Consider the following 22,184-nt stretch of genomic DNA (forward strand, 5'->3'; position numbering starts at 1 on the left):
TTAACTGTCTAACTGGTTCAAAAAGGTTTCTCCATATTCTAAATGTACTTGCTTCTTTTCATCACTCATTTTGTCAAAAGTCCGAATAAGCATGCCCAAGCGTGGATTTGACAAAAAGAAATGGCGATTTGTATGCATAAAACGCCAAAATAGCCCATCCCAAGTGGCTTGCCAATCACCTTTTTTATAATTGCTCATTTTCATTAAATAATTACTCCCACTTATATAGGGTTTAGTAGACATGAGGCCACCATCGGCAAATTGGCTCATACCATATACATTAGGTACCATTACCCAATCATAGGCATCTATAAAGAGTTCCATAAACCATTGGTACACTTCATCAGGATCGAATTCACAAAGCACCATGAAATTACCTAATACCATCAAGCGCTCAATATGATGGCAATAGCCTGTCTTTAATACTTTTTGAATGGTTTGATCTATTGGGGGAATACCTGTTGTACCAGTATAGAATGATTTCGGAATTTTTCTGCGGAAATTCCAAAAATTCCTAGTGCGTTCGTAACACCCTTTGGTAACATAAACTCCTCGAATGAACTCACGCCAACCAATTATTTGGCGAATAAAACCTTCGGTTGAATTTATCGGAACATTATTTTTCTCAGTGTAGGCTAGGCTTTGAGTTACAATTTCTTCCGGAGTGATCAGCCCTACATTCAACATGGGAGTCAACACACTATGATGTAAGATTGAGTGCTCTGCAACGATCGCATCTTCATATATGCCAAATTCTATAAAGCGGGTCTCTAAAAAATCAGTAAACCAAGTCTGAGCTTTATCAAAAGTATTTGGGTAAAGCAACTCGGCGGTTAGCTCGCCGTAGTGGTTTGAAAAGTTTTCCCTCACATACCGTTTTGCTTCTTCGTAGTAGCTATCCTTATCAGGATAATGAACTGATGGGGGTATTTTCTTTGCAGGATATCTTTTTCTATTTTCAGTATCGTAAGTCCATTTTCCACCTGTAGGTTTTCCATCTATGTCTAACAAGATGTTTCGTTTTTTCCGCTGATCGGCATAGAATGTCGTTTGATAAAATTTCTTCTTCCCTTGATGAAAAAATATGCTTAGGTCTTCTCTAGAATTTAGGTACATGGGTGTGTCATGAACCAAGGGCTCAATTCCTTCTGAGGCACATCCTTCCTCAATTCGCATTTCCAACCAATAATCGCAAGGGTCTATAAAATGTACTTCTCCTATTCCTTCTTTTGCCAAAAAGGGAATCAATATTCGAATATCGGAAAGCTCCTCAGTAGCTTTGATGTAGCGAACATCGTAGCCCTTATCACTAAGGAAATCGGAATAAAATTTCATGGTTGCCCGGTGAAAGGCAACCTTCTGTTTATGAAAAGGGTATTGTTTAAAAAATAAGAATTCTTCTATCAGATAATAAGCATGTCCGTTGGCGAAAAGCGGATTGGCTTTGAATAACTGATGTGGGAATATGAGGTTAACGGCTTTCATTTATTTCGGCGACATTTTTCACTACAATATTTCACAGAAGTCCAATTTTTCTCCCATTTTTTACGCCATAAAAATGGCCGGTTGCAAACAGGGCATATCTTTGATGGAAGAAGCTGCTTTTTCATTTCTTCAATTCTGGAATTTCGTTTGATCGGGCATAGGGGAATCGTTCTATTTTTTTCAAAGAATAATAGGTATTTAGGCCCGAAATACCAATACCATTAATATTTGCCAAATCAATGTCCTCATCTTCACCAATGGCAGCATCAGGAATAATCAAGTCTTGAATTTCGCCGATGACGAGAATGGTTCCGTTGAGATTTATATCGATTGTTTCTTTGAGGTCCATCCCCATTTTTAGGGCACTTTCTTTTACGAATGGGGCTTTGAAAGTTGGAATGTATTCCTCTGTTAACCCGCAAACTTCAAACTCAGATTGTTCTCTCTCTATTTTGGCTGAAGTATAATGTGCATTTTCAATGAATGAACGGTCCACATGGTTGATAGTATATTGTTTGTTTTCAAGAATATTTGCATAGGTGTGTCGGGCTATTTCTCCAATGGGTCGAGAAACGAACCCCAATAATGCTGGGTCACTACCCAAATGAAAAACCGAACTGAATATAGCCAAGTTAGGTTGACCAGAATTGGATATGGTACCGATCAAATTGGCGGGTTTGATGCCTGAGACCGAATTGATGTACTTTATCTTTTGTATCCGCCCCATTTGTTCAATATCATTTTTAGAATAGTGCATATTTAGTATTTCAATTGTTTTTTACATTTTTTCCAAAATCCGAAAAAGGAAGAGTGGTATCCGCTAACACTAAACATCCAGTCTCTTGATTCTTCCTTGCCTTTATAATTGGTATTTAAAGGATGTTCCTTAAAGAAAATATCTCCTATGTCATAGTCATGAAGCAATTCATCAAATTCGCCCACATAGGTTTGAAGACCACTAATATTCTTGGATAAGCCCAGCATGAAATCTATGCTTTTTTGAGAAATCGGATACTTCTCAAATACGCTAGGTTCTAACAACAGAATGCGATTTGCATTGATTTCCTGCTTCCATTTGGGGTCTAGATTGTAAAAATTATAGAGGCAAGTAGGAAGTTGTTTGGCTAGGTCAAGTTTTGATTTTGCCGGAAGAGGAGTCGTTAATATTTCAACAGAACTTTCTTCTAAAGCCTTAGGAATTTCCATTTTAGATAATTCACTATAATCCACATCCAAAAAGGTTCTTTTTTGATGCGTATGACAGTATCTATTGATATTGTCTTGATTGGCCACATATTTCTTATTGCTGTTCACACCAGCGACCCATTGCCAACTAAGGGCGTTGCTGGCCCAATCACCATCAAGGAGATGATAGTACATCCATTTAGCTGGATAATTCCATTTGCTTTGACCAATGTTACAAGCAATAGCGGCAACATACATTCTGACATGATTGTGAAGGTAACCCGTTCTGTAAAATTCAGTAACGGCTTTATCAATGGCTTCAATTCCGGTCTCAGCGTCTACAAGTGCGGTTGGTATTTCATGATGGGCAACGTGTAATTGTTGATTTTTTAAGTCTGAGTTTATCCCCTCCCCTTTTTCAATCCAGATTTGCTGCCAATAATCACGCCAAGCGAGCTCTTGAATAAATTTTTCAATATTCTTTACCTGATAGCCTTTTTTTAGAACACTTTCCAGAACTTGTTTTGTTGAAATGACACCTCTAGATATATAGGGTGATAGATAAGTGACCGCACCACTTATAAAATTTCGTGATTCTCCATATTTTATAGGATCTATCTTGTCAATGCGATGCGCTATTTCAGCATAGCTGGTTGGAAAGAATAGCACCGTGTGTTCAAACAGAGCCATATTAGCGCTTACTGATTCTATTTCTGGTAATGTTTTTTTGCCGTGAGCATTTGAAGCGGTCAATCTCAGGATTTCGTTTTTTTAAATGCTTTTGGCTAACACCGCTGTTTACTCGTTTTCTCCAGCGCTTAAAACTGTTCCGTTTTAGGTGGTATCGCATCATTCTGATAACCTCCTTCTCGGGAAGTCCAAATTGGTATGCAATAGCTTCGAAGGGCGTTCGATCTTCCCAAGCCATTTCGACAATTCGATCCAATTGTCGTTCAGTGAAGTTTTGAGGCATGTTTTACTTCGTTATTCGTTCCCACATCTTGTCAGCATTCAATCTAAAGGTGCCTAGGTAGTCGAAATTGCATTCATGAGGTGCAATAACAGACAAAAAGGCTTCTTCATTCTTGTTGCGATACAAAAAATAGGTATAGCCAACCAAGGGCTCAAAATTGAATTTGGCACTATAGACCAAATTATTGTATTCAAACTGATCTATCATTGCATCATACTCTGCTTTTAACTCTAGATATTTAGCGCTGATATGTTTGTTGACGGCATTAATGTTCCGATTTTTCCAGGCCGCCGTATCGGAAGTGGTTATCGCAGGTGCAGCCAAATCTGTGGCATATGGCTTTAAAGAAGCTGTGTATTTTTCACTTTCCTCATCAAAAACAACGTTATCGGGTTTTTTCTTTTTCATGCCCAGCAAACGTTATTAAAGGTAATTTGTGATTTTAGCACTATTGGGTTTGGTGGTGGAATAGAAAAAATCAACCAATTCTCCCTTTTCATTAACAAGGTATTTTTGGAAATTCCATCTTACAGTACTATTTCTTTTTCCATTGAGTTCCTTCTTGGTCAACCAGCTATATAATGGATGCTGTCTCGAACCTTTCACTTCGACCTTTTCAGTAAGTTGGAAGGTGATTCCGTAGTTGCGTTCACAAAAAGACCGAATTTCATCAGCTGCCGCAGGTTCTTGTCCTGCAAATTGATTACATGGTAATCCGATTACTACTAGTTTGTCTTTGTAACTGTCTTGAAGTTGTTGTAGTGCCTTATATTGGGGTGTAAATCCACATTTGGAGGCCACATTTACAAAAAGTATTGCCTTCCCTTTAAAATTGGATAATGAAATGGGCCTTCCATCCAAACCATCAATTGCGATCGTGTAGATAGAAGACCCATTTGTAAGACTTTGTTTTTGAAATGTATCTGAAGATGGAGTAATTTTTAGTTTTTCTAATAATTTCATCTTCAACTTTTTATTACGCTTTGGGGAAAATCTATTATTGAATAGGGTTTCCTTTCAACCGTTTTTCAATCTTTTTCTTTTTCACGGTAAGTCTTTTCATAATATCCATCAACTCAACTTCTTTCGTTTCCTTATAAATTTCGTTAATCTCTAAAATCAAGGCTTTTACTTCCCTTGAATACGTTACCCTGTCGCTTGTTGTCATTCCAGACATTTTTCTTCCTTCAAATTCTGCAACGCGTTCCATTAAATCCATATACTAATTTTCTAATAAATTATAAAACCTATTAATTAATGCTGAAAAGTATGTAAAATCATTGGAATTTTACTACTTGTTTGATAACTTATTCTTATTCAGCTATTATTTCGCCTTTTTGTTCTCAAAACCCGCTAACAACGCCCTTTGCACACAGTTTTATTAAAAAATTTTATGCTTGGCTTAACCCGAAAGATACTAAATGTTTATCAATTATAGATAATTGTTAAACAAAATAACAAGAATTTAACTATTCCTAACGCGGGCTGTACAAATTATAAAACCCCCTCCGTTGCCGGAAGAGGTTTTTGGTTTCGTTGTAGTTGTTGGCTAATACCTGTAGTATTCAGGTTTATAAGGCCCCTCTACCGTTACTCCAATATATGCTGCTTGGTCTTTGCGCAATTCGGTAAGCTCAGCTCCTAAACGAGATAAGTGTAATTTGGCTACTTTTTCATCCAAATGCTTTGGCAGCATATATACTTCATTCTTGTAGTTTTCACTGTTCTTCCAAAGCTCAATTTGCGCCAAAGTTTGGTTGGTAAAGGAATTACTCATCACAAAGCTAGGATGCCCAGTTGCACAACCTAAGTTTACCAAACGACCTTCAGCCAATACGATGATATCCTTTCCATCTATGGTATATTTATCAACCTGCGGTTTGATTTCATCCTTAGTATTACCATAATTATCATTCAACCAAGCCATATCGATCTCATTGTCGAAATGACCTATATTACAAACAATCACTTTATCGCGCATGGCTTTAAAGTGGTTACCTTGAATGATGTCTTTATTGCCTGTTGTTGTGATCACTACATCAGCTTGTCCGATTACAGTTTCTAATTTCTTCACTTCAAAACCGTCCATACAGGCTTGTAAAGCACAGATTGGGTCTATTTCAGTAACCGTAACGATTGCACCCGCACCTTTGAAGGAAGCAGCCGTACCTTTACCAACATCTCCATAGCCGGCAACCACCACCCTTTTACCCGCTAACATGGTATCTGTAGCCCTGCGAATAGCATCTACAGCACTTTCTCGACAACCGTATTTGTTATCAAATTTTGATTTCGTTACCGAATCGTTAACGTTGATGGCAGGCATAGGAAGGGTGCCATTCTTTACGCGCTCATACAAACGGTGTACTCCAGTTGTAGTTTCCTCCGAAAGTCCTTTAATGGCATCTGTAAGTTCGGGATATTTATCTAAGACCATATTGGTCAAGTCGCCTCCATCATCTAATATCATATTTAGAGGTTCACGACTTTCTCCGAAAAATAAGGTTTGTTCGATACACCAATCAAACTCTTCCTCGTTCATACCCTTCCAAGCGTAAACAGGAATTCCTGCTGCAGCAATCGCCGCCGCCGCATGGTCTTGTGTAGAGAAAATATTACATGAACTCCATGTAACATCGGCGCCTAAGGCAACCAATGTCTCAATCAAAACCGCAGTTTGAATGGTCATATGCAGGCATCCTGCAATTCGAGCCCCTTTTAATGGTTGTTCTGTGCCATACTCTTCTCGAAGTGCCATTAATCCAGGCATCTCGGCTTCGGCCAAATTGATCTCCTTTCTTCCCCAATCCGCTAGTGCGATATCTTTTACCTTGTAGGGAACGAATGGAATAGTTTCTGTGCTCATATTCTTTTTTATTTTTTACTTTCGTCAAGTAGCGATTTCTCGCCTTGTTGCGGTTGCAAAAGTACAAAATACCATAAGAATACGTATGCCTCTTTACAATACATTAACGGTAGGTACATCGATTAAGGTTTATATCTGGAAAATTGAAGAATCAGAAAATGCCCTTGGCAAGGGCATTGAGCTTACACAGCATTGTCAAAATCGGATGAACGGAATGAAATCAGAAATGCACCGTAGAGGTTTTTTGAGTATTCGCCATTTGATGGCGGAAGCCGGCTATGTTGATGCCGATTTGTTTTACGATGAGGTGGGAAAACCGCATTTGAAAGACGGAAAACATATTTCAATTACACATTCGAATCAATTTACGGGAATTATTGTCGGCGAAACGGATGAAGTTGGAATTGATATTGAAATGCAACGGGATAAAATTCTTCGCATTGCCCACAAATTTACACCAATCGAGGAGTATAGCACCATCGCAAATACTGAGGCTCTAGTTCGAAAACTTACTGTTGTATGGGGGTGCAAGGAATCATTATATAAAATTTATGCGGAAAAAGGGCTAAGTTTTTTGCATCATATTGACATAAAAGATTTTTCTCTTTCAGATGGCCATACCAAAGGAGAAATACTGTATAAGGGAAGAAACACCTCCTACGATATTCGATTTTTAGAATTTGAAGGTTTTACCTGTGTCTATGCTATTCCATTCAACTGACCATTAAGAAATATTTAATCAAATTTTACAATAACCCATGAATATATCTGTAGAACTTACCTTCACACCTCTTCAAGATGATTTCGAAAATCACATTATCAGCTTTATTAAAAAATTGCGAGCCTCTGGGTTGACTGTTTTGGAAAACCCTTTGAGTACCCAGGTTTTTGGAGATTATGATCAAGTAATGGGCATGCTCCATTCAGAAATCAAAGAAGGGTTCGAAATGATGGAAAAAGGCCTGCTTTTTATGAAAATTGTCAAATCTGATCGAAGTGCGTATGAACCCCATTTTTGATTTTTTTCTAGATTCTTACCGAGGTAAAGAAATTTATGTAATTGTTCTAGAAGCCATTGTTTTAATTACAGGAATACTCAGTGTCTGGTATGCCAAGAAGGAAAATATTCTGGTGTATCCGACGGGGCTGATTGCCACCGTAATTACGGTATACTTGTTTTTCAAAGATGGATTGCTTGGTGATATGATGATGAATTTCTATTGGTCGGCCATGAGTGTTTATGGATGGTGGAATTGGTCTCGTAAAAAGGATGACAAACGAGTGGTGCAGATTTCAAGAACAACCGCAAGAGAAAAAGGTATTGGTGTTGGACTTTTTCTTGCAACAATGGCCATTAATTATGGTGTTTATAAAGTCTTTGGAAACGAAATCGCATCTTCAAATTATGTCGATATTTTCACCTCAGGAATATTCTTCACGGCGATGTGGTATATGGCGCTGAAAAAAATTGAAAATTGGACACTATGGATTATTGCTGATATCATTACAATTCCTCTTTACGCTTATCGTGGATGGGGAATGTTGTCCGTTCAATACCTTATATTTACGATTATTGCAATACAAGCTTATTTCGCATGGAGGAAAAGTTTAAACAAGAGCCTACAGACATCATTAAGGTAGTTTTGTTTGGACCTGAATCTACAGGAAAAACAACCTTATCAGAACAACTGGCACGATACTACAATACAGTTTGGGTACCCGAGTATGCTAGAGAATATTTACAAAATAAGTGGAATAACGAGCGTAAAACCTGTGAGCCTCATGATCTTTTGCCTATTGCCCAAGGACAAATGCGTTTGGAAAACACCCTAGCAAAAAAAGCCACTGAAGTCTTGATTTGCGATACCGATTTGTTGGAAACCAAAGTATATTCTGAGGCCTATTATGTTGGACACTGCGATCCAATTTTAGAAAAGTACGCGCTGCAGAACACCTATGATCTATATTTGCTTACTAATATTGATGTGCCGTGGGTTGGAGATGATTTAAGAGACAAACCCAACGAACGTGAGCGTATGTTTGCCTATTTCAAGGAGACATTGGAGAAATACAACCGAAATTTTATTACTTTAACTGGAGACAAGAAGACCAGATTAAACACCGCTGTCAAATATATAGACCAACTACTAAGAAAATGAGTTTACTTACAGAAAGCGATTTAGCACAAATCGAAGCGAAGGGAATTACAAAAAGTAAAATACGCGACCAACTTGAAACTTTTAGAGAGGGAATTGCGTTCATAGATCTTGAAAAGGCAGCAGTGGTAGGAGACGGTATTTCAAAATTTTCAACCACAGAAGAGCAAGTTTTGATTGATGAATTCGATAAGTTGAAACCCGAATTGTCATTATTGAAATTTGTTCCAGCTTCTGGAGCCGCTTCTCGCATGTTTAAAGCACTATTTAATTTTTTGGAAGCCTATGATCCTACCATAGAAAAATTGGATGATTATCTTGAACGAACAGGGGATACCGCGTTACAGCTATTTGCTAAACGGCTTTCAGATTTCCCTTTTTACAAAATTATTGAGGGTAGAATAGAGCGAAAAACAAGAAGTGCAGGAGCGCTTGTTCATCTTTTTGTAAAAGAACTTTTGTCTGAAGAAGCTTTGAATTATGGATTTTATCCAAAGGGATTACTTCCATTTCATTCGTACCAAGACCATGCGGCCACACCTTTTGAAGAGCATTTAAAAGAAGGGTCCACTTATGCCAAAACGGGTAACAAAGCAAAACTTCATTTTACCATCTCCGAACAGCACAGAGCACTTTTTGAAAAAGAGTTCGAATCAATAAATAAAAGAGTTTCTCAAACTACACAAACTGTTTTTGACGTCAACTATTCGTATCAAAAGTCATCGACTGACACTATCGCGGTCGATTTGGAGAATGAACTTTTTCGCAATAGTGATGGGTCTTTGCTCTTCAGACCGGGGGGTCACGGGGCACTGATAGAAAATTTAAATGAGCAGGATGCCGATATCATTTTTATTAAGAATATTGATAATGTAGTGGTTCCAGAAAATGCTAAGGTTGTTACCAATAGTAAAAAAGTACTTGCAGGGGTATTGGTGCAAGTGCAACAAAAAGCATTTACGTATGCAAAGCTCTTAGAAACACAAGAAGTCAGTAATAACCAATTAGAAGATATAAAAGCGTTTTTAGAAGAAGATTTGAATGTTCGGTTTTCAGATTCATACGATTCTTTTATGCTTGATGAACAAGCAAAAATACTTCAAGATAAGATCAATAGGCCCATTCGCGTTTGTGGGATGGTCAAAAATGAGGGAGAACCAGGCGGAGGTCCATTTTGGATTAAAGATGGGAAAAACAGGATTTCACTGCAGATTATTGAGTCGGCCCAAATGGATACCTCAAATGAATATCAAAGAAAACTGATTGCCCAAGCAACACATTTCAATCCTGTAGACTTGGTTTGTGGTGTTCGTAATTTCAAAGGAGAGAAGTATAACCTTTTGAATTTCGTAGACACGAAACAAGGTTTTATAACCGAAAAAACCAAAGATGGTAAGGAACTGAAGGCTCTTGAATTACCAGGTCTTTGGAACGGTGCCATGGCCTATTGGAACACTATTTTTGTTGAGGTACCTTTGCTAACTTTTAATCCGGTGAAGACCGTAAATGACCTGCTAAAACCTTCGCATCAGATAGGGTAGTTATTTCATATTTCTTAGAACCGATTTTTTTATTGCAAAAGTGTGTAATAGTTACACACTTTTGCGGCTTCTTACACACCCATATACATTTTTCCAATTCTACAGAATAGAATATAAAGATCAGATAATCAACGTATTATAGTAAATTTTGAAAACAAATTCGCCATGGCATCATTTTCTCATACTACTTATCAAACAAAACAAATACATATTAATTTTTAAAACACATTGAAATGAAAAAAGTATTATTAGTAGCAGCATTATCCCTAGGTACAATGACTGCATTCGCACAAGAAGAGGAAACAGCTGTACAAGAAGTTGCAACTGAAGTAATGGAAGCGCAAGATGCTTTTGCTGAGATAGCAATCGAAGAATTACCAGAAGCAATCACTGCAGCGCTAGAGGCCGCTCATCCAGGAGCCACAATTTCGAAGGCCTATGTGAACGAGGCCGCACAGTACAAATTGGAGGTGGCAAAAGAAGACGGTGAATCAGTAGAGCTTTATGCTGACGCAGAGGGCAACTGGATTGAAATGTAAAGAACTTTTTGCGACTATTTAAGTTAGTTAGTTTGTTAAAAAAGTCTCACCTCTGGTGAGACTTTTTTGTTTCTAAGCTTTTGCCAATACATATTGTTTTGATGGCCTACTTGGAAGGCTAAAAGAGTGCTTACTTTTTACACGTTTCGATGCGTCGGTACCCAATATTATACACTATGGTAGATCCTCTTATTTTTTATACAGTTGATAATCAATGTTTTGTAAAAAAAACAAACATTGGTATCATATTTTCAATACTTCTTTTGAATTTAATTATGAATATAAAAATGAAAATCATGAAAAAATTAATGTTAGTAGCAGTTATGGCTTTTGGAACAATGACTGCATTCGCACAGGAGGAAGCAAATGCAGAAGCTGCAACAACTGAAGCAGTAGCTGCTCAAGATGATTTTTCCGAAGTAGCAGTAGCCGAATTGCCAGAAGCGGTGACGGCGGCGGTAGCTAAAAACTACCCAACGGCTACAATTAATAAAGCATATGTCAACGAGGCTGCTCAGTACAAATTAGAGGTTTCTTTAGAAGATGGTACTTCTGGAACCTTATATGCCGATGCTGAAGGCAACTGGATTGAACTTTAAGATTTTAAAAGTAAACTTGAGTTATTTGTTTTGTATCAAGTTGGTTTGGTCTGAAAGGGGTTGTATAAGTACAACTCCTTTCTTTTTTTATGCCTTTTCTTGATATGCGCTTAGTATCTCCCTACCAATGCTAATTGATTTAGACCGCTGATTGACTTGCCCATCAATCAGTTTGGTCGGAGTGACCTCACCAAATAGGTGGGGTTTTTTTATGCCATAGGGTTAAATTCATGTTTTTCTTCCTCTATCTCTCTAAAACAGAGTTGTTTCCCTTGAAACTTTAGTATTATTTTAAAAGAGAAACAGCTTTCAGGGCCTATTTTTACGTACATATCTAAAACGAGAAAGTTTTTATGCCAAACATCTTGATAATTGAGGACGATGCAGCATTTTGTCAAATGTTACAAAAGTTCTTGACAAAACATGGGTATACGGTTGCAGTAAGCTTTACTGCACCCGAAGCCAAATCAAAACTTGCGGTAAACGAATTTGATTTGGTACTGACCGATTTACGTCTTCCCGATTACGATGGGATACAACTACTTACCGATATCAAAGAAATGAACCAAAGTATCCCAGTTATTGTAATGACGGGTTATGCAGAGGTTGGAAGTGCAGTTACAGCAATGAAAAAAGGCGCACTTGATTATATCGCCAAACCCTTTACCCCTGATGAGATAGTTAAGCTAATTACAAAGGCTCTTGAGGTGAAATCGGGGGCAGGAAAAGTAGTTCAAAGAGAACAGACAGCAGCTACTGAAATACTAAAAAAATCTAGAATAGGCACCGTCGCAACCTCAAGCATTGTGCGCGGTATTAGTGAAGCATCTAAAAAGCTTGATGAATATATACATCTCGTGGCTCCGACCAACATGTCAGTTTTGATTACTGGGGAAAGTGGCACAGGCAAGGAGGTGACGGCAAAGGCGATTCATGACAACAGTTCACGAAAAGGGTTCAACTTTATTGCCGTTGATTGTGGCGCGATTCCAAAAGAATTGGCTACAAGTGAATTTTTTGGTCACATCAAAGGAAGTTTTACAGGAGCCGTTGAAGACAAAATCGGGAATTTTGAAGCGGCAAATGGGGGCACTCTGTTTTTAGATGAGGTGGGTAATCTATCTTATGAAAACCAAATTCAACTCTTGCGCGCCCTTCAAGAACGCAAAATAAAGCGCGTGGGGAGTACCAAAGAGATTGAAGTAGATCTACGCATTATTACTGCCACCAACGAAGATCTAAATGAAGCGGTAGAAAAAGGAACTTTTCGAGAAGATTTATATCATCGATTGAATGAGTTTTCAATCCATATTCCTTCATTGGAAGAGCGTTTCGACGATTTAATTTTATTTGTAGAGCATTTTCTAGAAAAGGCCAATTCTAGTTTAGATAAAAGTGTTCATGGTTTCTCGAATGAGGTTTGGGATGCTTTTCGGCAATACCATTGGCCGGGTAATTTGAGAGAATTACAAAACGTAGTAAAAAGGGCAGTGCTATTAACTACCAAAGATGAGGTTCAACTGCAGGTGCTACCCAAAGAAGTGATAACATCAAATGGAAAACCGCTTAATTCAGAGCGTTTTTCAAAATCGGAATTTGAAAAAGATCGTATCATTAAGGCCTTGAAGAAGACAAATTTCAATAAGTCAAAGGCGGCCAAATTACTTCAAGTTACCCGCAAAACGCTCTACAATAAAATTAATCATTATAACTTGGACTTGTAGTCCATCGGTTTTCTATTTCTTCGGTCAGGGCAGTCACCTTTGCTCTTATCGTTTGCAAGGCATCTGCTAATTGGCCTTGGTTTGTCGTTTCCATTTTGGCCAATTCCAAACGCTCTAAAATGGGCAAAATATCTACTTTTAGTTGTCTGAACATAGGCAACATACGATGCGTTACTTGATTGATTTGAGTATAGTCTATGGTAGCAACGCCGTCTTCTAGCAGCTGCAAGTTCGTTTGCGTATCTCTCAAAAAAGTTTGGAGCACGTCGTCAACAGCGTCCTCGTTGGTACCTAAAAACGAATGGATAATTTCCAAACTATAATGCTTTGAAACAACTTTGTTCGATGCGTCTGATGCAGATTTATGTTGAACCTCTTCTATGTCTTCGGCCTTAAAACCCAGAAGTTTTAACATGCCGATAAGTTCTTTTTTTGAAAATGGTTTTTGAAGCACCTGATCAAAGCCAATAGAAGTGTAGGCCTCTGATTCTAAATCTCTTCGACCCGTCATGGCGATAATCGGTTGGTTCTGATAGTGCTTAAATTCGCCTGATCGAAGTCGTTCTAGAACCTCAAATCCTGTAATTTGTGGCATTTGAATGTCGGTTAAGACCAAATCATAACCTAAATGTGAATCTTTCTCTAGTTGTAAAAAATTGGTGAAGGTATGGGCAGACATACCCATGCTCTCGGTTAATTCCTGTAACATTCCTAATAAAGCAGTATCATCATCAATAATAAGCAAACGCAATTTCGGAACCAGATAAGCAACCTCTGAATTTTTCTCCACTGATTTGTCAGTAATCTGTAATGGCAATTGAAGGGTGAAAGTACTTCCCTGATTTAGTTTGCTTTCCAAAGTCAAATTACCATGTAACAGTTCTGCAAGTTTTTTCGATATGGTAAGTCCAAGACCATAACCTCCGAATTTCTTTTCGGTTGTGGAGTCCGCCTGGGTGAATTCGTTGAAAATTAGATGTTGCTTTTCTTTTGCGATACCAATTCCTGTATCACTTACCTCTATTTTTGCCTGCAACGATTTCCCTCTAGCCGCGGTGGCCTTAGCTTTTATAGTAATATGGCCTTCCTCCGTAAACTTAAAGGCATTCCCAATTAAATTGGTTACTATTTGCCGTATGCGAAAGGGGTCGCCTAAAACCGTTTTTTGAAGTTTTGGGTCAATCTCTAAAAATAGCTTTACTTTTTTGTTGCTGCGTAATGCCTGTAACGATTCTGCAGTTTCCTGAATGAGGTTTGCCGCTATGAAAGGAACGTTTTCTATATTTAGCTTACCCCCTTCAAGCTTCGAAAAGTCGAGCAAATCGTTTACTAAGTTTCCTACGTAATCCGATGCTGATTTTACATTCCCCATATACCGTTCCTGTTTCTGCGAGAGAGCTGTACCTTCCATCAATTCGGTATAACCGGTTATCGTATTCAAAGGAGACCGAAGATCATGACTTACGGTAGAAATAAGCTGTTCTCTACTTTTTAACAAGGACTCAGAATATTTTTTTTCCTTCTCCAATTTCTGACGATACGTTTGAATGCGCCAGAAATCACGATTGATAAGAAAGGCAAACAAGCCAACTACAACCAGACCTAATAAGGCGGCAAATCCGGCCAAGCGGATACTTCTTTTTAGGGCAGATTTCTTTTTTAGATTGTCATTAAAGGAACTTACTAGAACTTCTTGTTCAAAAGCGGAAATGATCGTCCGTAATTGTTGTGAAAGTTCAAGATCGTTCTTATTGATTTGCATTTCCTTTTGCGCTAAAAAACGCTGTGTCTTCGAATCGGTTTGCTTGGCCTTAGCTAACAAGAGTTTAGACGCATTTAGTATCGAATCTACTTGTTTTGAGTTGGTGATCTTATCATTATTTGTCGGCACATTGGCATTAAGATATGCCGCGACATCACGTATTACTTTTTGAGCTTTGGGCGATAATTCATCGATATTTGGAGCTAATCCTTCAGCGGTAATTTTGCCCAAAGAAGCTTCCATCTTAGAAAACTCTTGAATAGCATGGTCTATAGAACTATTGGCATCATTTTTTACTTTTAAATTGAGAAGCTCGGTACTATTTGAGACTTTTTGCTGAAGAAGGAGTTGAACACTATCTAACTGTTCTTTTTGATTAGCACTGTTGGTCAGTTGTTTTAAAGAGTCAATTTCGAGAAAAATAGAATCGATTTTCTGTGAATAGGCGTCGAAATTCTCTTTGGTTTTAGTCTGTAAAGCAAGTTTTGATAAACTTTCCGCTTCATATAGGTGTGTAAGGAATGACCCTGTTTTCAATAGCTTGGCATCGTTTTCTTCTGCAGTTTCTGTGGATAAATACGTGTTTATTTCAGTATAGATAAAGTAACCCGAGGCCAAGGCAAGAACCGCCAGCACCAGGTAACTAAAAATTATTTTGAAGGTGAATTTATTCTTTGACTTGTCGTTCATAGCCGGTCTCAATACATATCCTTTTATAGATACGTATGTAACGGCAATTTTGTTTTTTGTGAAAAGTTAATTATTTGCTGTTGTTATAAAGAGAAAATTGAATTTCCACACTACCTTTGTACCATCTCAAAGGGGTGCCAAGTCTTGAACTTGTTTCAAGATAAAGCTGAGATTATACCCAATGAACCTGGGCAGGTAATGCTGCTAAGGGACCGAGCGTTAAGAAAATGTCTTTCAGACATTTTTAGCGAGGGGCCAGCCGGCGCGAGGGCTGACCTAATTTTGGAAAACAATGTTCTCTTTAGAACAAAAATCAATTTTTAACTTAGAATAATAGCCCCTTTTATTCGTAACTAATTTTAGTACGAATGAAAACTATTGTCACAGCAATGGCCCTTTTTGGGCTAACCATGGCCTCACAGGCCCAAGAACAACAAGCCGATTCTTTAGAAGGTAAAAAAGTCATCTTAGACGAAGTCTTTGTCTCGGCGATTCGAGTGACCAATCAAACACCAGTTACATTTTCCAATCTCACTAAGGATGAAATCAAACCGAGAAATTTGGGGCAGGATATCCCCATTTTGATGAACTTCTTGCCATCAGTAGTAACGACATCTGACGCCGGGGCGGGAGTTGGTTATACCGGCATTCGCGTGCGTGGAAGCGATGCTACCCGAGTGAATGTAACTATTAATGGAATACCCTATAATGATGCAGAATCACAAGGCACATTTTGGGTGAATATGCCCGACTTCGCATCCTCCACCGAGAGTTTACAATTGCAAAGAGGCGTAGGTACCTCCACCAACGGCGCAGGAGCTTTTGGCGCTAGTTTAAATTTGTTAACCGACGGGGTTTCGGAAGAAGCATATGCGCAAATTTCTTCCTCCCTCGGAAGTTTCAACACCTTTCGTAACAACCTGAAATTCAGTACAGGACTTTTAAATGATCATGTTGAGATCGCGGGTCGTTTATCACGAATTACTTCAGATGGATATATCGATAGAGCATCTTCGAAGCTGGAGTCTTATTTCTTACAAGGAAGTTTTAAGGATGACAACACCCTAGTCAAGGCGCTATTGTTCGGGGGGCATGAAATTACATATCAATCTTGGTTCGGAATCGACGCCACCACTTTAGAATCAAATAGAACTTTTAATCCAGCTGGAATTTATGCCGATGAGAATGGAAATACGCTATTCTACGATAAAGAGGAAGACAATTACAAACAAGATCATGCCCAACTCCTATGGAATGAAAAACTAAATGAAAATTGGAGTATGAATATCGCTTTGCATTATACCAGGGGTAGAGGTTATTTCGAACAATTTCGTGAAGATGATTCTTTTGCAACCTATGGTTTTACTCCTATTAACGTTGATGGAGAGGAAGTGAACACCACAGATTTAATTCGCCGCCGTTGGTTGGATAATGATTTTTACGGAACAGTATTTTCTGCAAATTATGTCCATGATAAGTTGAACTTTATTGTTGGAGGCGGGTACAACAAATATGAAGGCGACCATTTTGGGGAAGTTATTTGGGCACGATTTGCCGGTATGAGCAACATTCGCGACCGCTACTACGACGACAGTTCTACCAAAACGGACTTTAATATTTACAGCAAGGCTAACTACAATCTGACTGATAAGTGGAGCCTTTTTGGAGATCTACAATATAGAACCGTTGGATACCAAGCCAATGGGGAGGATACGGGTCTTGTCGATGACACCTTTAATTTCTTTAATCCCAAAGTAGGAGTGACCTATGACTTGAATCCTCACAACAAGCTATACCTCTCTTTTGCTGTAGCTAATAGAGAACCGAACAGAAACGATTATGAAAATGGAAACCCAGAACCTGAAAAACTTAATGACTTGGAGTTGGGATGGCGGTATGTCTCGCAAGATATTCAGCTAAGTACAAATGCGTATTTAATGACTTATGAAAACCAGCTGGTTCTTACCGGAGAATTAAATGATGTTGGTGCTCCGCTTCGCGAAAATGTGGGTGACAGCTATCGTCTTGGGCTTGAAATTGATGCAAAGGTGAATTTAGGAGCGAAATTTCAGTGGAGCCCAAATATTGCTTTGAGCACTAACAAGAATAAAGACTTCGTTTTCCAACGTGATGGAATTGTGCAAAATTTGGGTAATACCAATATTGCCTACTCTCCTAATTTGGTGATAGGTAATCGATTGGCATATGTTCCATCCGAAAATTTTCAAATAGCTGCGTTGACCAAGTATGTTGGCAAACAATATATGGGTAATATTGATTCTGAGGGGTCTACCTTAGACGCCTATTCGCAAACTGATTTGAATATACAGTATGTTCTGGAGTTTAATTCGATTGTAAAAAGCATCACTCTGTCGGGGTTGGTTAACAATGTTTTCAATCAGTTAAATGTTACCAATGGGTATTTCTTTACGTTTGATGATGATTTCTCGAATCCAGGTACGATTACCACAATTGAAGGAGCCGGATATTATCCGCAAGCGGGAACTAATTTTTTGTTAGGAGCTAGCATACGGTTTTAAATTAAAACCGCTTACTAGTATTGTGCGAGTGACTCTATAAGGTAGCGCGGTCAATTCGAAATAATCACAATAGTACCGCCATTATAAGCAGCGCGATATTCTAACATATCGTAATAACGTGCACCATCATCGGGGCGATTTAACATTTGCCCCGTGATTGTGCTATATTGAAAATCATCACAAGAACAAGTGGCTACAATTCCGTTGAGGTTCATTGTTGAACATTCGTTCGGAGCATGGTTAGGGCAACTTGCTTCAAAAACACGAAATACGTCGAAACCTGTATTGGTTACGAAGGCCCCACGCGTTCCTACCTGAGTATTGCCGACATAAATAGAACTTCCAGAATTCGTTAGCGGACTGTACAAAGGAAGGTTTAGGTTTAGTTCAAACTGAAAACCGATTTCTTGTAAAAACGGGTTGCGATTGGTTCTTTCCTTTTCGCAGGAAAGTAAGGAAATGAAGAGAATTAAGCCCCAAAATCGTTTCATATCACAGTGTGTTTCGAAGGATGTTTGCCGCAAAATTGAGCAAAAAAAATGTATATTTGTCCTAAATCCTCTCTAATAGTCGTGCAAGCACGGCTTTATTTAGAGGATTTTCTTATTGAGCTCAGTTCCAAACGAAAGCTAGGATGAGCTCACCTATTAAACGTAGAAGTTATGAGTAACGTATCTTATTATACCGCAGAGGGGTTAAAAAAGTTGAAAGATGAGTTAAATCATCTTCGCGATGTGGAACGCCCAAAAGCTTCGCAGGCTATTGCTGAGGCTAGAGATAAAGGTGATTTGTCTGAAAACGCAGAGTACGATGCTGCAAAAGAAGCACAAGGCTTACTAGAAATGCGAATTTCGAAAATGGAAGATACCCTGGCCAACGCCAGGTTAATAGATGAATCTCAGTTAGATACTTCAAAGGTTTTGGTTTTGTCAACGGTGAGGTTGAAAAACCAGAATAACGGAATGGAAATGAAATATACACTCGTGGCCGAAAGTGAGGCGGATTTAAAATCGGGTAAAATTTCGGTAAACTCTCCTATAGGTAAAGGATTGCTGGGAAAAGAAGTGGGTGATGTCGCTGAGATCACCGTGCCCAACGGAACAATCAAGTTTGATATTTTAGAGATTACAAGAGACTAAAAGGTTTAAATCTTTATATTTAATCCTGTCATTTCTGTGACGGGATTTTTTTTTGAATAAATACCAAATATCCATGCCATCTATTTTTACCAAAATCATAAACGGAGAAATTCCCTGCTATAAGATTGCCGAAGATGATCATTTCTTCGCTTTTTTAGACATCAACCCAAATGTAAAGGGACATACATTATGTATACCTAAAAAAGAAATTGATAAGATTACCGACTTAGATGAGGAAACCTATTTGGGTTTAATGGGTTTTTCAAGAAAAATAGCCAAGGCCATGGAAGCTGCGATAGATTGCAAACGTGTTGGTATTACTGTGATTGGTTTAGAAGTGCCACACGCCCATGTACATTTGATACCACTAGACCAAATGAAAGATGCCACTTTTCAACATAAAGTGAGTCTTAAAGCGCAAGAATTTGAGGCAATAGCCGCACAGATTCGATCTAAATTGTAAGTAGTCCTTCTGAAAATAAATACACGCCAGTACCTATTAAAATGATGATCACAAAAATCAAAATGTAGAAAAGCGAAGTGAACTTCAAAGAAGACTTTTCTGGGGTCGCCATCTTTTGATAATAGGTAAAAATACGTTCGATATCATCCGTCCACTTTGCTGGGTAAATATCCGAACCGCATTTGCTGCAGACAATCTGATTTGTTACCTGACTGGTGGTACGATGAAAGAGCTTAGCGTATACATGCTTTTGATAAAAGGTAAGCTTTAGATTTTGGTTAAAACACTCTGGGCAATTGTTGCTCAGATCCGTTTCCTTTATAACTACCAATTTTTCGGTTGCCATTATCTAGATGTTTGCTTTTAAGGAAATTTGCATAATTGTACCTTCTTTGCTAGACGAGAGTACCTTGATCTTCCCCTGATGATATTCTTCTACGATTCTTTTAACAAGTGAGAGCCCGAGACCCCAGCCTCTTTTTTTAGAGGTGACTCCTGGGTTAAAGATAGCTTTATAATCGCTTTTGGCAATGCCATGACCCGTATCAGACACCAAAATGTTTACATGACTACTGTCTTTGGTAATTTGAATTCCAATACTTCCACGACCTCTCATGGCATCGATTCCGTTCTTTACTAAATTTTCAATAGTCCAATTATAGAGTGATTGATTGAGCATCACCTCTTGGGCATCTATCTTTGAATCAAAAGAAAAGTGAATCAATTTAGAACTTCGCAACTTAAGATATTCGAAAGCATCTTTGGTTTCCCTAACGATATCATACCTATCGAGTTTGGGTAGCGATCCAATTTTAGAAAAGCGGTCTGTAATGGTCTCCAATCGAGAAATATCTTTCTCAATCTCTCTGGTAATATCGGGGTTTATATTTTCCGTTTTCAAAAGTTCGTTCCAACCGAGTAATGATGAAAGTGGTGTGCCAATTTGATGTGCCGTCTCCTTTGCCATACCTGCCCAGAGCTTGTTTTGTTCCGAAGCCTTGTTCGTTTTAAAGAAAAAGAAAATAACCGCCCCGAACAGTAAAATAATCAGTAGCAGGGCTATGGGGTAATATTTCAACTTATTTAGAACCTCTGAATTTCCATAGTATAAAATTGCGAGATGCTCCCCTTGTTGGTCAATGCTTATAGGGGTGTTTTCACTACTGAATTTTAATATTTTTTGTTTGATGTATGTGGTGTCTAATGCCACTTCAGCTGGCATATTATTCGTTTTGATCGAGCCATCTTTATTGACCAGAATCATAGGTGTTGAGGTGTTGTTCTGAAATACTTTTAAGGGGAGATCACCCGGATCGTCTTCTAAAGAAGCTTGTAACAACTCTGAATGGGCTGTGGCCCAAATTTCCATTTTCTGACGTTCTTCTTCCTTGAACTTTTTAAAGAAACTATTGGTATTCCATAAAATCAAGCTAACAATGACAAAAGCGGATATCGATAAAACTACGTTTGAAGTCTTGTTTTTGGGATTGAATTTCATCAGTTAAGAATCTACTTTCAAAGATAGTGGAAAAAGCAGGAAAATGTTCTCCTACCTATTTTTCGACTGTTTGTATGTCTGCAATTTGCGTACCTTTATACTACGATGAAAGACATGATTTCTATACTTCCAGAAACCTTAACTACGCCCAAATTACATGGGTATCTGTTAGGAGCTGTGGGGCCGAGACCCATTGCTTTTGCAAGCACTATTGATGTGCATGGAAATCCGAATTTAGCCCCCTTCAGTTTCTTTAATGTGTTTAGTGCGAATCCGCCAATTCTCATTTTTTCCCCAGCTCGAAGGGTTAGAAATAATACTACAAAGCACACTTTAGACAATACATTGGCCACCAAAGAAGTGGTCATTAATATCGTAAATTATGACATTGTACAACAAATGTCATTGTCTAGTACAGAATATGGAGCGACCGTAAACGAATTCAAAAAAGCAGGATTAACCATGTTAAAATCGGATAGGGTAAAGCCGTATCGTGTTGCAGAATCGCCTGTACAGTTTGAATGTAAAGTAACTAAAGTAGAGGCCTTAGGTGAAGATGGTGGCGCAGGGAATCTTATTTTTTCTGAAGTGGTAAAAATACATATTCATACTGATATTTTAGACGAAAATGGCAGTATCAATCAACATAAAATAGATCAAGTGGCTCGTATGGGAGGCAATTGGTATAGTAGGGCAAATTTGGGGATGTTCGAGGTGCCTAAACCCCTTTCCTCATTGGGAATTGGCATAGATCAAATACCAGATAAGATTCGCTTAAGCAAAGTACTCACAGGGAATGATTTAGGAAAACTAGGCAATGTTGAGAAGATTCCTTTAAAAGAAGAGGTAGCCGATTTTATTTCTTCGCATATTGAAATTAGGACGGTTTTAAGCGGGGGTGATCGCGAACAAATAGAACAGAAAGCAAAGGAATATTTAAAAAATGGTGAAGTCCTTTCCGCTTGGAAGGTATTATTGGCAATTCGCTAAGACGACACCATAGTATTCAATGTCTCCTGATAAA

General features: G+C 38.4%; 25 protein-coding genes. 12 read left to right on the forward strand and 13 right to left on the reverse strand.

All coding sequences use genetic code 11. The features are described 5' to 3' along the window. The 9 genes from ABJN95_RS07460 to ahcY all read right to left on the reverse strand — a co-directional run bounded on the left by ABJN95_RS07460 (nt 1) and on the right by ahcY (nt 6,509). Nucleotides 1-1,485 carry a cryptochrome/photolyase family protein gene (locus ABJN95_RS07460; RefSeq protein ID WP_348369741.1) on the reverse strand — a complete coding sequence of 495 codons (1,485 nt, stop codon included), beginning with the start codon at nt 1,483-1,485 and terminating at the stop codon, nt 1-3. After that, nucleotides 1,482-1,610: a DUF2256 domain-containing protein gene (locus ABJN95_RS07465; RefSeq protein ID WP_348369742.1), complete on the reverse strand. Its 129-nt coding sequence runs from the start codon at nt 1,608-1,610 to the stop codon at nt 1,482-1,484. Before ABJN95_RS07465 ends, ABJN95_RS07460 begins: the two co-directional genes overlap by 4 nt. Further along, entirely contained in the window at nt 1,607-2,242 is a 636-nt protein-coding gene (locus tag ABJN95_RS07470; RefSeq protein ID WP_348369743.1) for a flavin reductase, read from the reverse strand. The genes ABJN95_RS07465 and ABJN95_RS07470 overlap by 4 nt, the downstream gene beginning before the upstream one ends. Nucleotides 2,243-2,244: 2 nt before the next feature. Further along, a complete protein-coding gene (locus ABJN95_RS07475; RefSeq protein WP_348369744.1) occupies nt 2,245-3,360 on the reverse strand; it encodes an FAD-binding domain-containing protein in 1,116 nt (371 codons plus the stop codon). A gap of 1 nt (nt 3,361) precedes the next feature. Continuing rightward, on the reverse strand, nt 3,362-3,643 hold the full coding sequence (locus tag ABJN95_RS07480; RefSeq protein ID WP_348369745.1) for a TIGR03643 family protein: 282 nt from the start codon (nt 3,641-3,643) through the stop codon (nt 3,362-3,364). Nucleotides 3,644-3,646: 3 nt separating this feature from the next. Continuing rightward, nucleotides 3,647-4,051 (reverse strand): DUF2452 domain-containing protein, encoded by a 405-nt coding sequence (locus ABJN95_RS07485; RefSeq protein WP_348369746.1) that lies wholly within the window; start codon nt 4,049-4,051, stop codon nt 3,647-3,649. 15 nt (nt 4,052-4,066) lie between these two features. Next, nucleotides 4,067-4,606 (reverse strand): glutathione peroxidase, encoded by a 540-nt coding sequence (locus ABJN95_RS07490; RefSeq protein WP_348369747.1) that lies wholly within the window; start codon nt 4,604-4,606, stop codon nt 4,067-4,069. Nucleotides 4,607-4,640: 34 nt separating this feature from the next. Next, on the reverse strand, nt 4,641-4,862 hold the full coding sequence (locus ABJN95_RS07495) for a hypothetical protein (RefSeq protein WP_348369748.1): 222 nt from the start codon (nt 4,860-4,862) through the stop codon (nt 4,641-4,643). A 330-nt stretch (nt 4,863-5,192) separates the two neighbouring features. After that, nucleotides 5,193-6,509 (reverse strand): adenosylhomocysteinase, encoded by a 1,317-nt coding sequence (ahcY, locus tag ABJN95_RS07500; RefSeq protein ID WP_348369749.1) that lies wholly within the window; start codon nt 6,507-6,509, stop codon nt 5,193-5,195. An 85-nt stretch (nt 6,510-6,594) separates the two neighbouring features. Between ahcY and ABJN95_RS07505 the strand changes: the two genes are divergently transcribed. The 8 genes from ABJN95_RS07505 to ABJN95_RS07540 all read left to right on the forward strand — a co-directional run bounded on the left by ABJN95_RS07505 (nt 6,595) and on the right by ABJN95_RS07540 (nt 13,068). Continuing rightward, nucleotides 6,595-7,230 (forward strand): 4'-phosphopantetheinyl transferase superfamily protein, encoded by a 636-nt coding sequence (locus tag ABJN95_RS07505; RefSeq protein WP_348369751.1) that lies wholly within the window; start codon nt 6,595-6,597, stop codon nt 7,228-7,230. Between the two features lie 37 nt (nt 7,231-7,267). Next, nucleotides 7,268-7,528, forward strand: a complete 261-nt coding sequence (locus ABJN95_RS07510) for a hypothetical protein (protein ID WP_348369752.1) — start codon at nt 7,268-7,270, stop codon at nt 7,526-7,528. Then, nucleotides 7,512-8,150 (forward strand): nicotinamide riboside transporter PnuC, encoded by a 639-nt coding sequence (gene pnuC, locus ABJN95_RS07515; protein WP_348369753.1) that lies wholly within the window; start codon nt 7,512-7,514, stop codon nt 8,148-8,150. The genes ABJN95_RS07510 and pnuC overlap by 17 nt, the downstream gene beginning before the upstream one ends. Continuing rightward, nucleotides 8,105-8,668: an ATP-binding protein gene (locus ABJN95_RS07520; RefSeq protein ID WP_348369754.1), complete on the forward strand. Its 564-nt coding sequence runs from the start codon at nt 8,105-8,107 to the stop codon at nt 8,666-8,668. The genes pnuC and ABJN95_RS07520 overlap by 46 nt, the downstream gene beginning before the upstream one ends. Then, on the forward strand, nt 8,665-10,206 hold the full coding sequence (locus tag ABJN95_RS07525) for a DUF4301 family protein (protein ID WP_348369755.1): 1,542 nt from the start codon (nt 8,665-8,667) through the stop codon (nt 10,204-10,206). Before ABJN95_RS07520 ends, ABJN95_RS07525 begins: the two co-directional genes overlap by 4 nt. Before the next feature lie 233 nt (nt 10,207-10,439). Further along, complete coding sequence (locus tag ABJN95_RS07530) at nt 10,440-10,745, forward strand: hypothetical protein (protein ID WP_348369756.1); 306 nt, start codon at nt 10,440-10,442, stop codon at nt 10,743-10,745. A gap of 296 nt (nt 10,746-11,041) precedes the next feature. Further along, nucleotides 11,042-11,344, forward strand: a complete 303-nt coding sequence (locus ABJN95_RS07535) for a hypothetical protein (RefSeq protein ID WP_348369757.1) — start codon at nt 11,042-11,044, stop codon at nt 11,342-11,344. Between the two features lie 353 nt (nt 11,345-11,697). Then, nucleotides 11,698-13,068: a sigma-54 dependent transcriptional regulator gene (locus ABJN95_RS07540; protein WP_348369758.1), complete on the forward strand. Its 1,371-nt coding sequence runs from the start codon at nt 11,698-11,700 to the stop codon at nt 13,066-13,068. Here ABJN95_RS07540 and ABJN95_RS07545 read toward each other — a convergent pair. Continuing rightward, on the reverse strand, nt 13,043-15,520 hold the full coding sequence (locus ABJN95_RS07545; protein ID WP_348369759.1) for an ATP-binding protein: 2,478 nt from the start codon (nt 15,518-15,520) through the stop codon (nt 13,043-13,045). The genes ABJN95_RS07540 and ABJN95_RS07545 overlap by 26 nt on opposite strands. Nucleotides 15,521-15,888: 368 nt before the next feature. Between ABJN95_RS07545 and ABJN95_RS07550 the strand changes: the two genes are divergently transcribed. Continuing rightward, complete coding sequence (locus ABJN95_RS07550; RefSeq protein WP_348369760.1) at nt 15,889-18,060, forward strand: TonB-dependent receptor; 2,172 nt, start codon at nt 15,889-15,891, stop codon at nt 18,058-18,060. A 50-nt stretch (nt 18,061-18,110) separates the two neighbouring features. On the opposite strand, the gene ABJN95_RS07555 is transcribed toward ABJN95_RS07550, so the two are convergent. Then, a complete protein-coding gene (locus ABJN95_RS07555; RefSeq protein WP_348369761.1) occupies nt 18,111-18,551 on the reverse strand; it encodes a hypothetical protein in 441 nt (146 codons plus the stop codon). Between the two features lie 171 nt (nt 18,552-18,722). Here ABJN95_RS07555 and greA point away from each other — a divergent pair, with 171 nt between their 5' ends. After that, entirely contained in the window at nt 18,723-19,199 is a 477-nt protein-coding gene (gene greA / locus ABJN95_RS07560; protein ID WP_348369762.1) for a transcription elongation factor GreA, read from the forward strand. Between the two features lie 73 nt (nt 19,200-19,272). Further along, entirely contained in the window at nt 19,273-19,662 is a 390-nt protein-coding gene (locus tag ABJN95_RS07565; RefSeq protein ID WP_348369763.1) for an HIT family protein, read from the forward strand. Here the strand turns inward: ABJN95_RS07565 and ABJN95_RS07570 are convergent. Continuing rightward, nucleotides 19,652-20,008 (reverse strand): hypothetical protein, encoded by a 357-nt coding sequence (locus tag ABJN95_RS07570; protein WP_348369764.1) that lies wholly within the window; start codon nt 20,006-20,008, stop codon nt 19,652-19,654. The two genes, ABJN95_RS07565 and ABJN95_RS07570, sit on opposite strands and share 11 nt — an antisense overlap. Before the next feature lie 3 nt (nt 20,009-20,011). Beyond that, on the reverse strand, nt 20,012-21,160 hold the full coding sequence (locus tag ABJN95_RS07575; RefSeq protein WP_348369765.1) for a HAMP domain-containing sensor histidine kinase: 1,149 nt from the start codon (nt 21,158-21,160) through the stop codon (nt 20,012-20,014). A 114-nt stretch (nt 21,161-21,274) separates the two neighbouring features. On the opposite strand from ABJN95_RS07575, the gene ABJN95_RS07580 reads away from it, so the two are divergent. Then, the gene (locus ABJN95_RS07580; RefSeq protein WP_348369766.1) at nt 21,275-22,150 is read left to right on the forward strand and encodes a flavin reductase family protein; all 876 of its coding nucleotides are present in this window, start codon (nt 21,275-21,277) and stop codon (nt 22,148-22,150) included. Nucleotides 22,151-22,184: the final 34 nt, after the last annotated feature.

Source organism: Maribacter sp. (genome assembly GCF_039974175.1).
Lineage (GTDB): Bacteria > Bacteroidota > Bacteroidia > Flavobacteriales > Flavobacteriaceae > Maribacter_C.

Excerpts from the sequence above, each read along its gene's own strand:
- ABJN95_RS07550 (WP_348369760.1), top strand. The coding sequence starts at position 15,889 with ATGAAAACTATTGTCACAGCAATGGCCCTTTTTGGGCTAACCATGGCC.
- ABJN95_RS07575 (WP_348369765.1), bottom strand. The coding sequence starts at position 21,160 with ATGAAATTCAATCCCAAAAACAAGACTTCAAACGTAGTTTTATCGATA.
- ABJN95_RS07545 (WP_348369759.1), bottom strand. The coding sequence starts at position 15,520 with ATGAACGACAAGTCAAAGAATAAATTCACCTTCAAAATAATTTTTAGT.
- ABJN95_RS07570 (WP_348369764.1), bottom strand. The coding sequence starts at position 20,008 with ATGGCAACCGAAAAATTGGTAGTTATAAAGGAAACGGATCTGAGCAAC.
- ABJN95_RS07460 (WP_348369741.1), bottom strand. The coding sequence starts at position 1,485 with ATGAAAGCCGTTAACCTCATATTCCCACATCAGTTATTCAAAGCCAAT.
- ABJN95_RS07580 (WP_348369766.1), top strand. The coding sequence starts at position 21,275 with ATGATTTCTATACTTCCAGAAACCTTAACTACGCCCAAATTACATGGG.
- ABJN95_RS07535 (WP_348369757.1), top strand. The coding sequence starts at position 11,042 with ATGAAAAAATTAATGTTAGTAGCAGTTATGGCTTTTGGAACAATGACT.
- ABJN95_RS07485 (WP_348369746.1), bottom strand. The coding sequence starts at position 4,051 with ATGAAAAAGAAAAAACCCGATAACGTTGTTTTTGATGAGGAAAGTGAA.
- ABJN95_RS07565 (WP_348369763.1), top strand. The coding sequence starts at position 19,273 with ATGCCATCTATTTTTACCAAAATCATAAACGGAGAAATTCCCTGCTAT.
- greA (WP_348369762.1), top strand. The coding sequence starts at position 18,723 with ATGAGTAACGTATCTTATTATACCGCAGAGGGGTTAAAAAAGTTGAAA.
- ABJN95_RS07525 (WP_348369755.1), top strand. The coding sequence starts at position 8,665 with ATGAGTTTACTTACAGAAAGCGATTTAGCACAAATCGAAGCGAAGGGA.
- ABJN95_RS07530 (WP_348369756.1), top strand. The coding sequence starts at position 10,440 with ATGAAAAAAGTATTATTAGTAGCAGCATTATCCCTAGGTACAATGACT.
- ABJN95_RS07505 (WP_348369751.1), top strand. The coding sequence starts at position 6,595 with ATGCCTCTTTACAATACATTAACGGTAGGTACATCGATTAAGGTTTAT.
- ABJN95_RS07495 (WP_348369748.1), bottom strand. The coding sequence starts at position 4,862 with ATGGATTTAATGGAACGCGTTGCAGAATTTGAAGGAAGAAAAATGTCT.
- ABJN95_RS07540 (WP_348369758.1), top strand. The coding sequence starts at position 11,698 with ATGCCAAACATCTTGATAATTGAGGACGATGCAGCATTTTGTCAAATG.
- pnuC (WP_348369753.1), top strand. The coding sequence starts at position 7,512 with ATGAACCCCATTTTTGATTTTTTTCTAGATTCTTACCGAGGTAAAGAA.
- ABJN95_RS07480 (WP_348369745.1), bottom strand. The coding sequence starts at position 3,643 with ATGCCTCAAAACTTCACTGAACGACAATTGGATCGAATTGTCGAAATG.
- ABJN95_RS07490 (WP_348369747.1), bottom strand. The coding sequence starts at position 4,606 with ATGAAATTATTAGAAAAACTAAAAATTACTCCATCTTCAGATACATTT.
- ABJN95_RS07510 (WP_348369752.1), top strand. The coding sequence starts at position 7,268 with ATGAATATATCTGTAGAACTTACCTTCACACCTCTTCAAGATGATTTC.
- ABJN95_RS07520 (WP_348369754.1), top strand. The coding sequence starts at position 8,105 with ATGGAGGAAAAGTTTAAACAAGAGCCTACAGACATCATTAAGGTAGTT.
- ahcY (WP_348369749.1), bottom strand. The coding sequence starts at position 6,509 with ATGAGCACAGAAACTATTCCATTCGTTCCCTACAAGGTAAAAGATATC.
- ABJN95_RS07470 (WP_348369743.1), bottom strand. The coding sequence starts at position 2,242 with ATGCACTATTCTAAAAATGATATTGAACAAATGGGGCGGATACAAAAG.
- ABJN95_RS07465 (WP_348369742.1), bottom strand. The coding sequence starts at position 1,610 with ATGAAAAAGCAGCTTCTTCCATCAAAGATATGCCCTGTTTGCAACCGG.
- ABJN95_RS07475 (WP_348369744.1), bottom strand. The coding sequence starts at position 3,360 with ATGGCTCTGTTTGAACACACGGTGCTATTCTTTCCAACCAGCTATGCT.
- ABJN95_RS07555 (WP_348369761.1), bottom strand. The coding sequence starts at position 18,551 with ATGAAACGATTTTGGGGCTTAATTCTCTTCATTTCCTTACTTTCCTGC.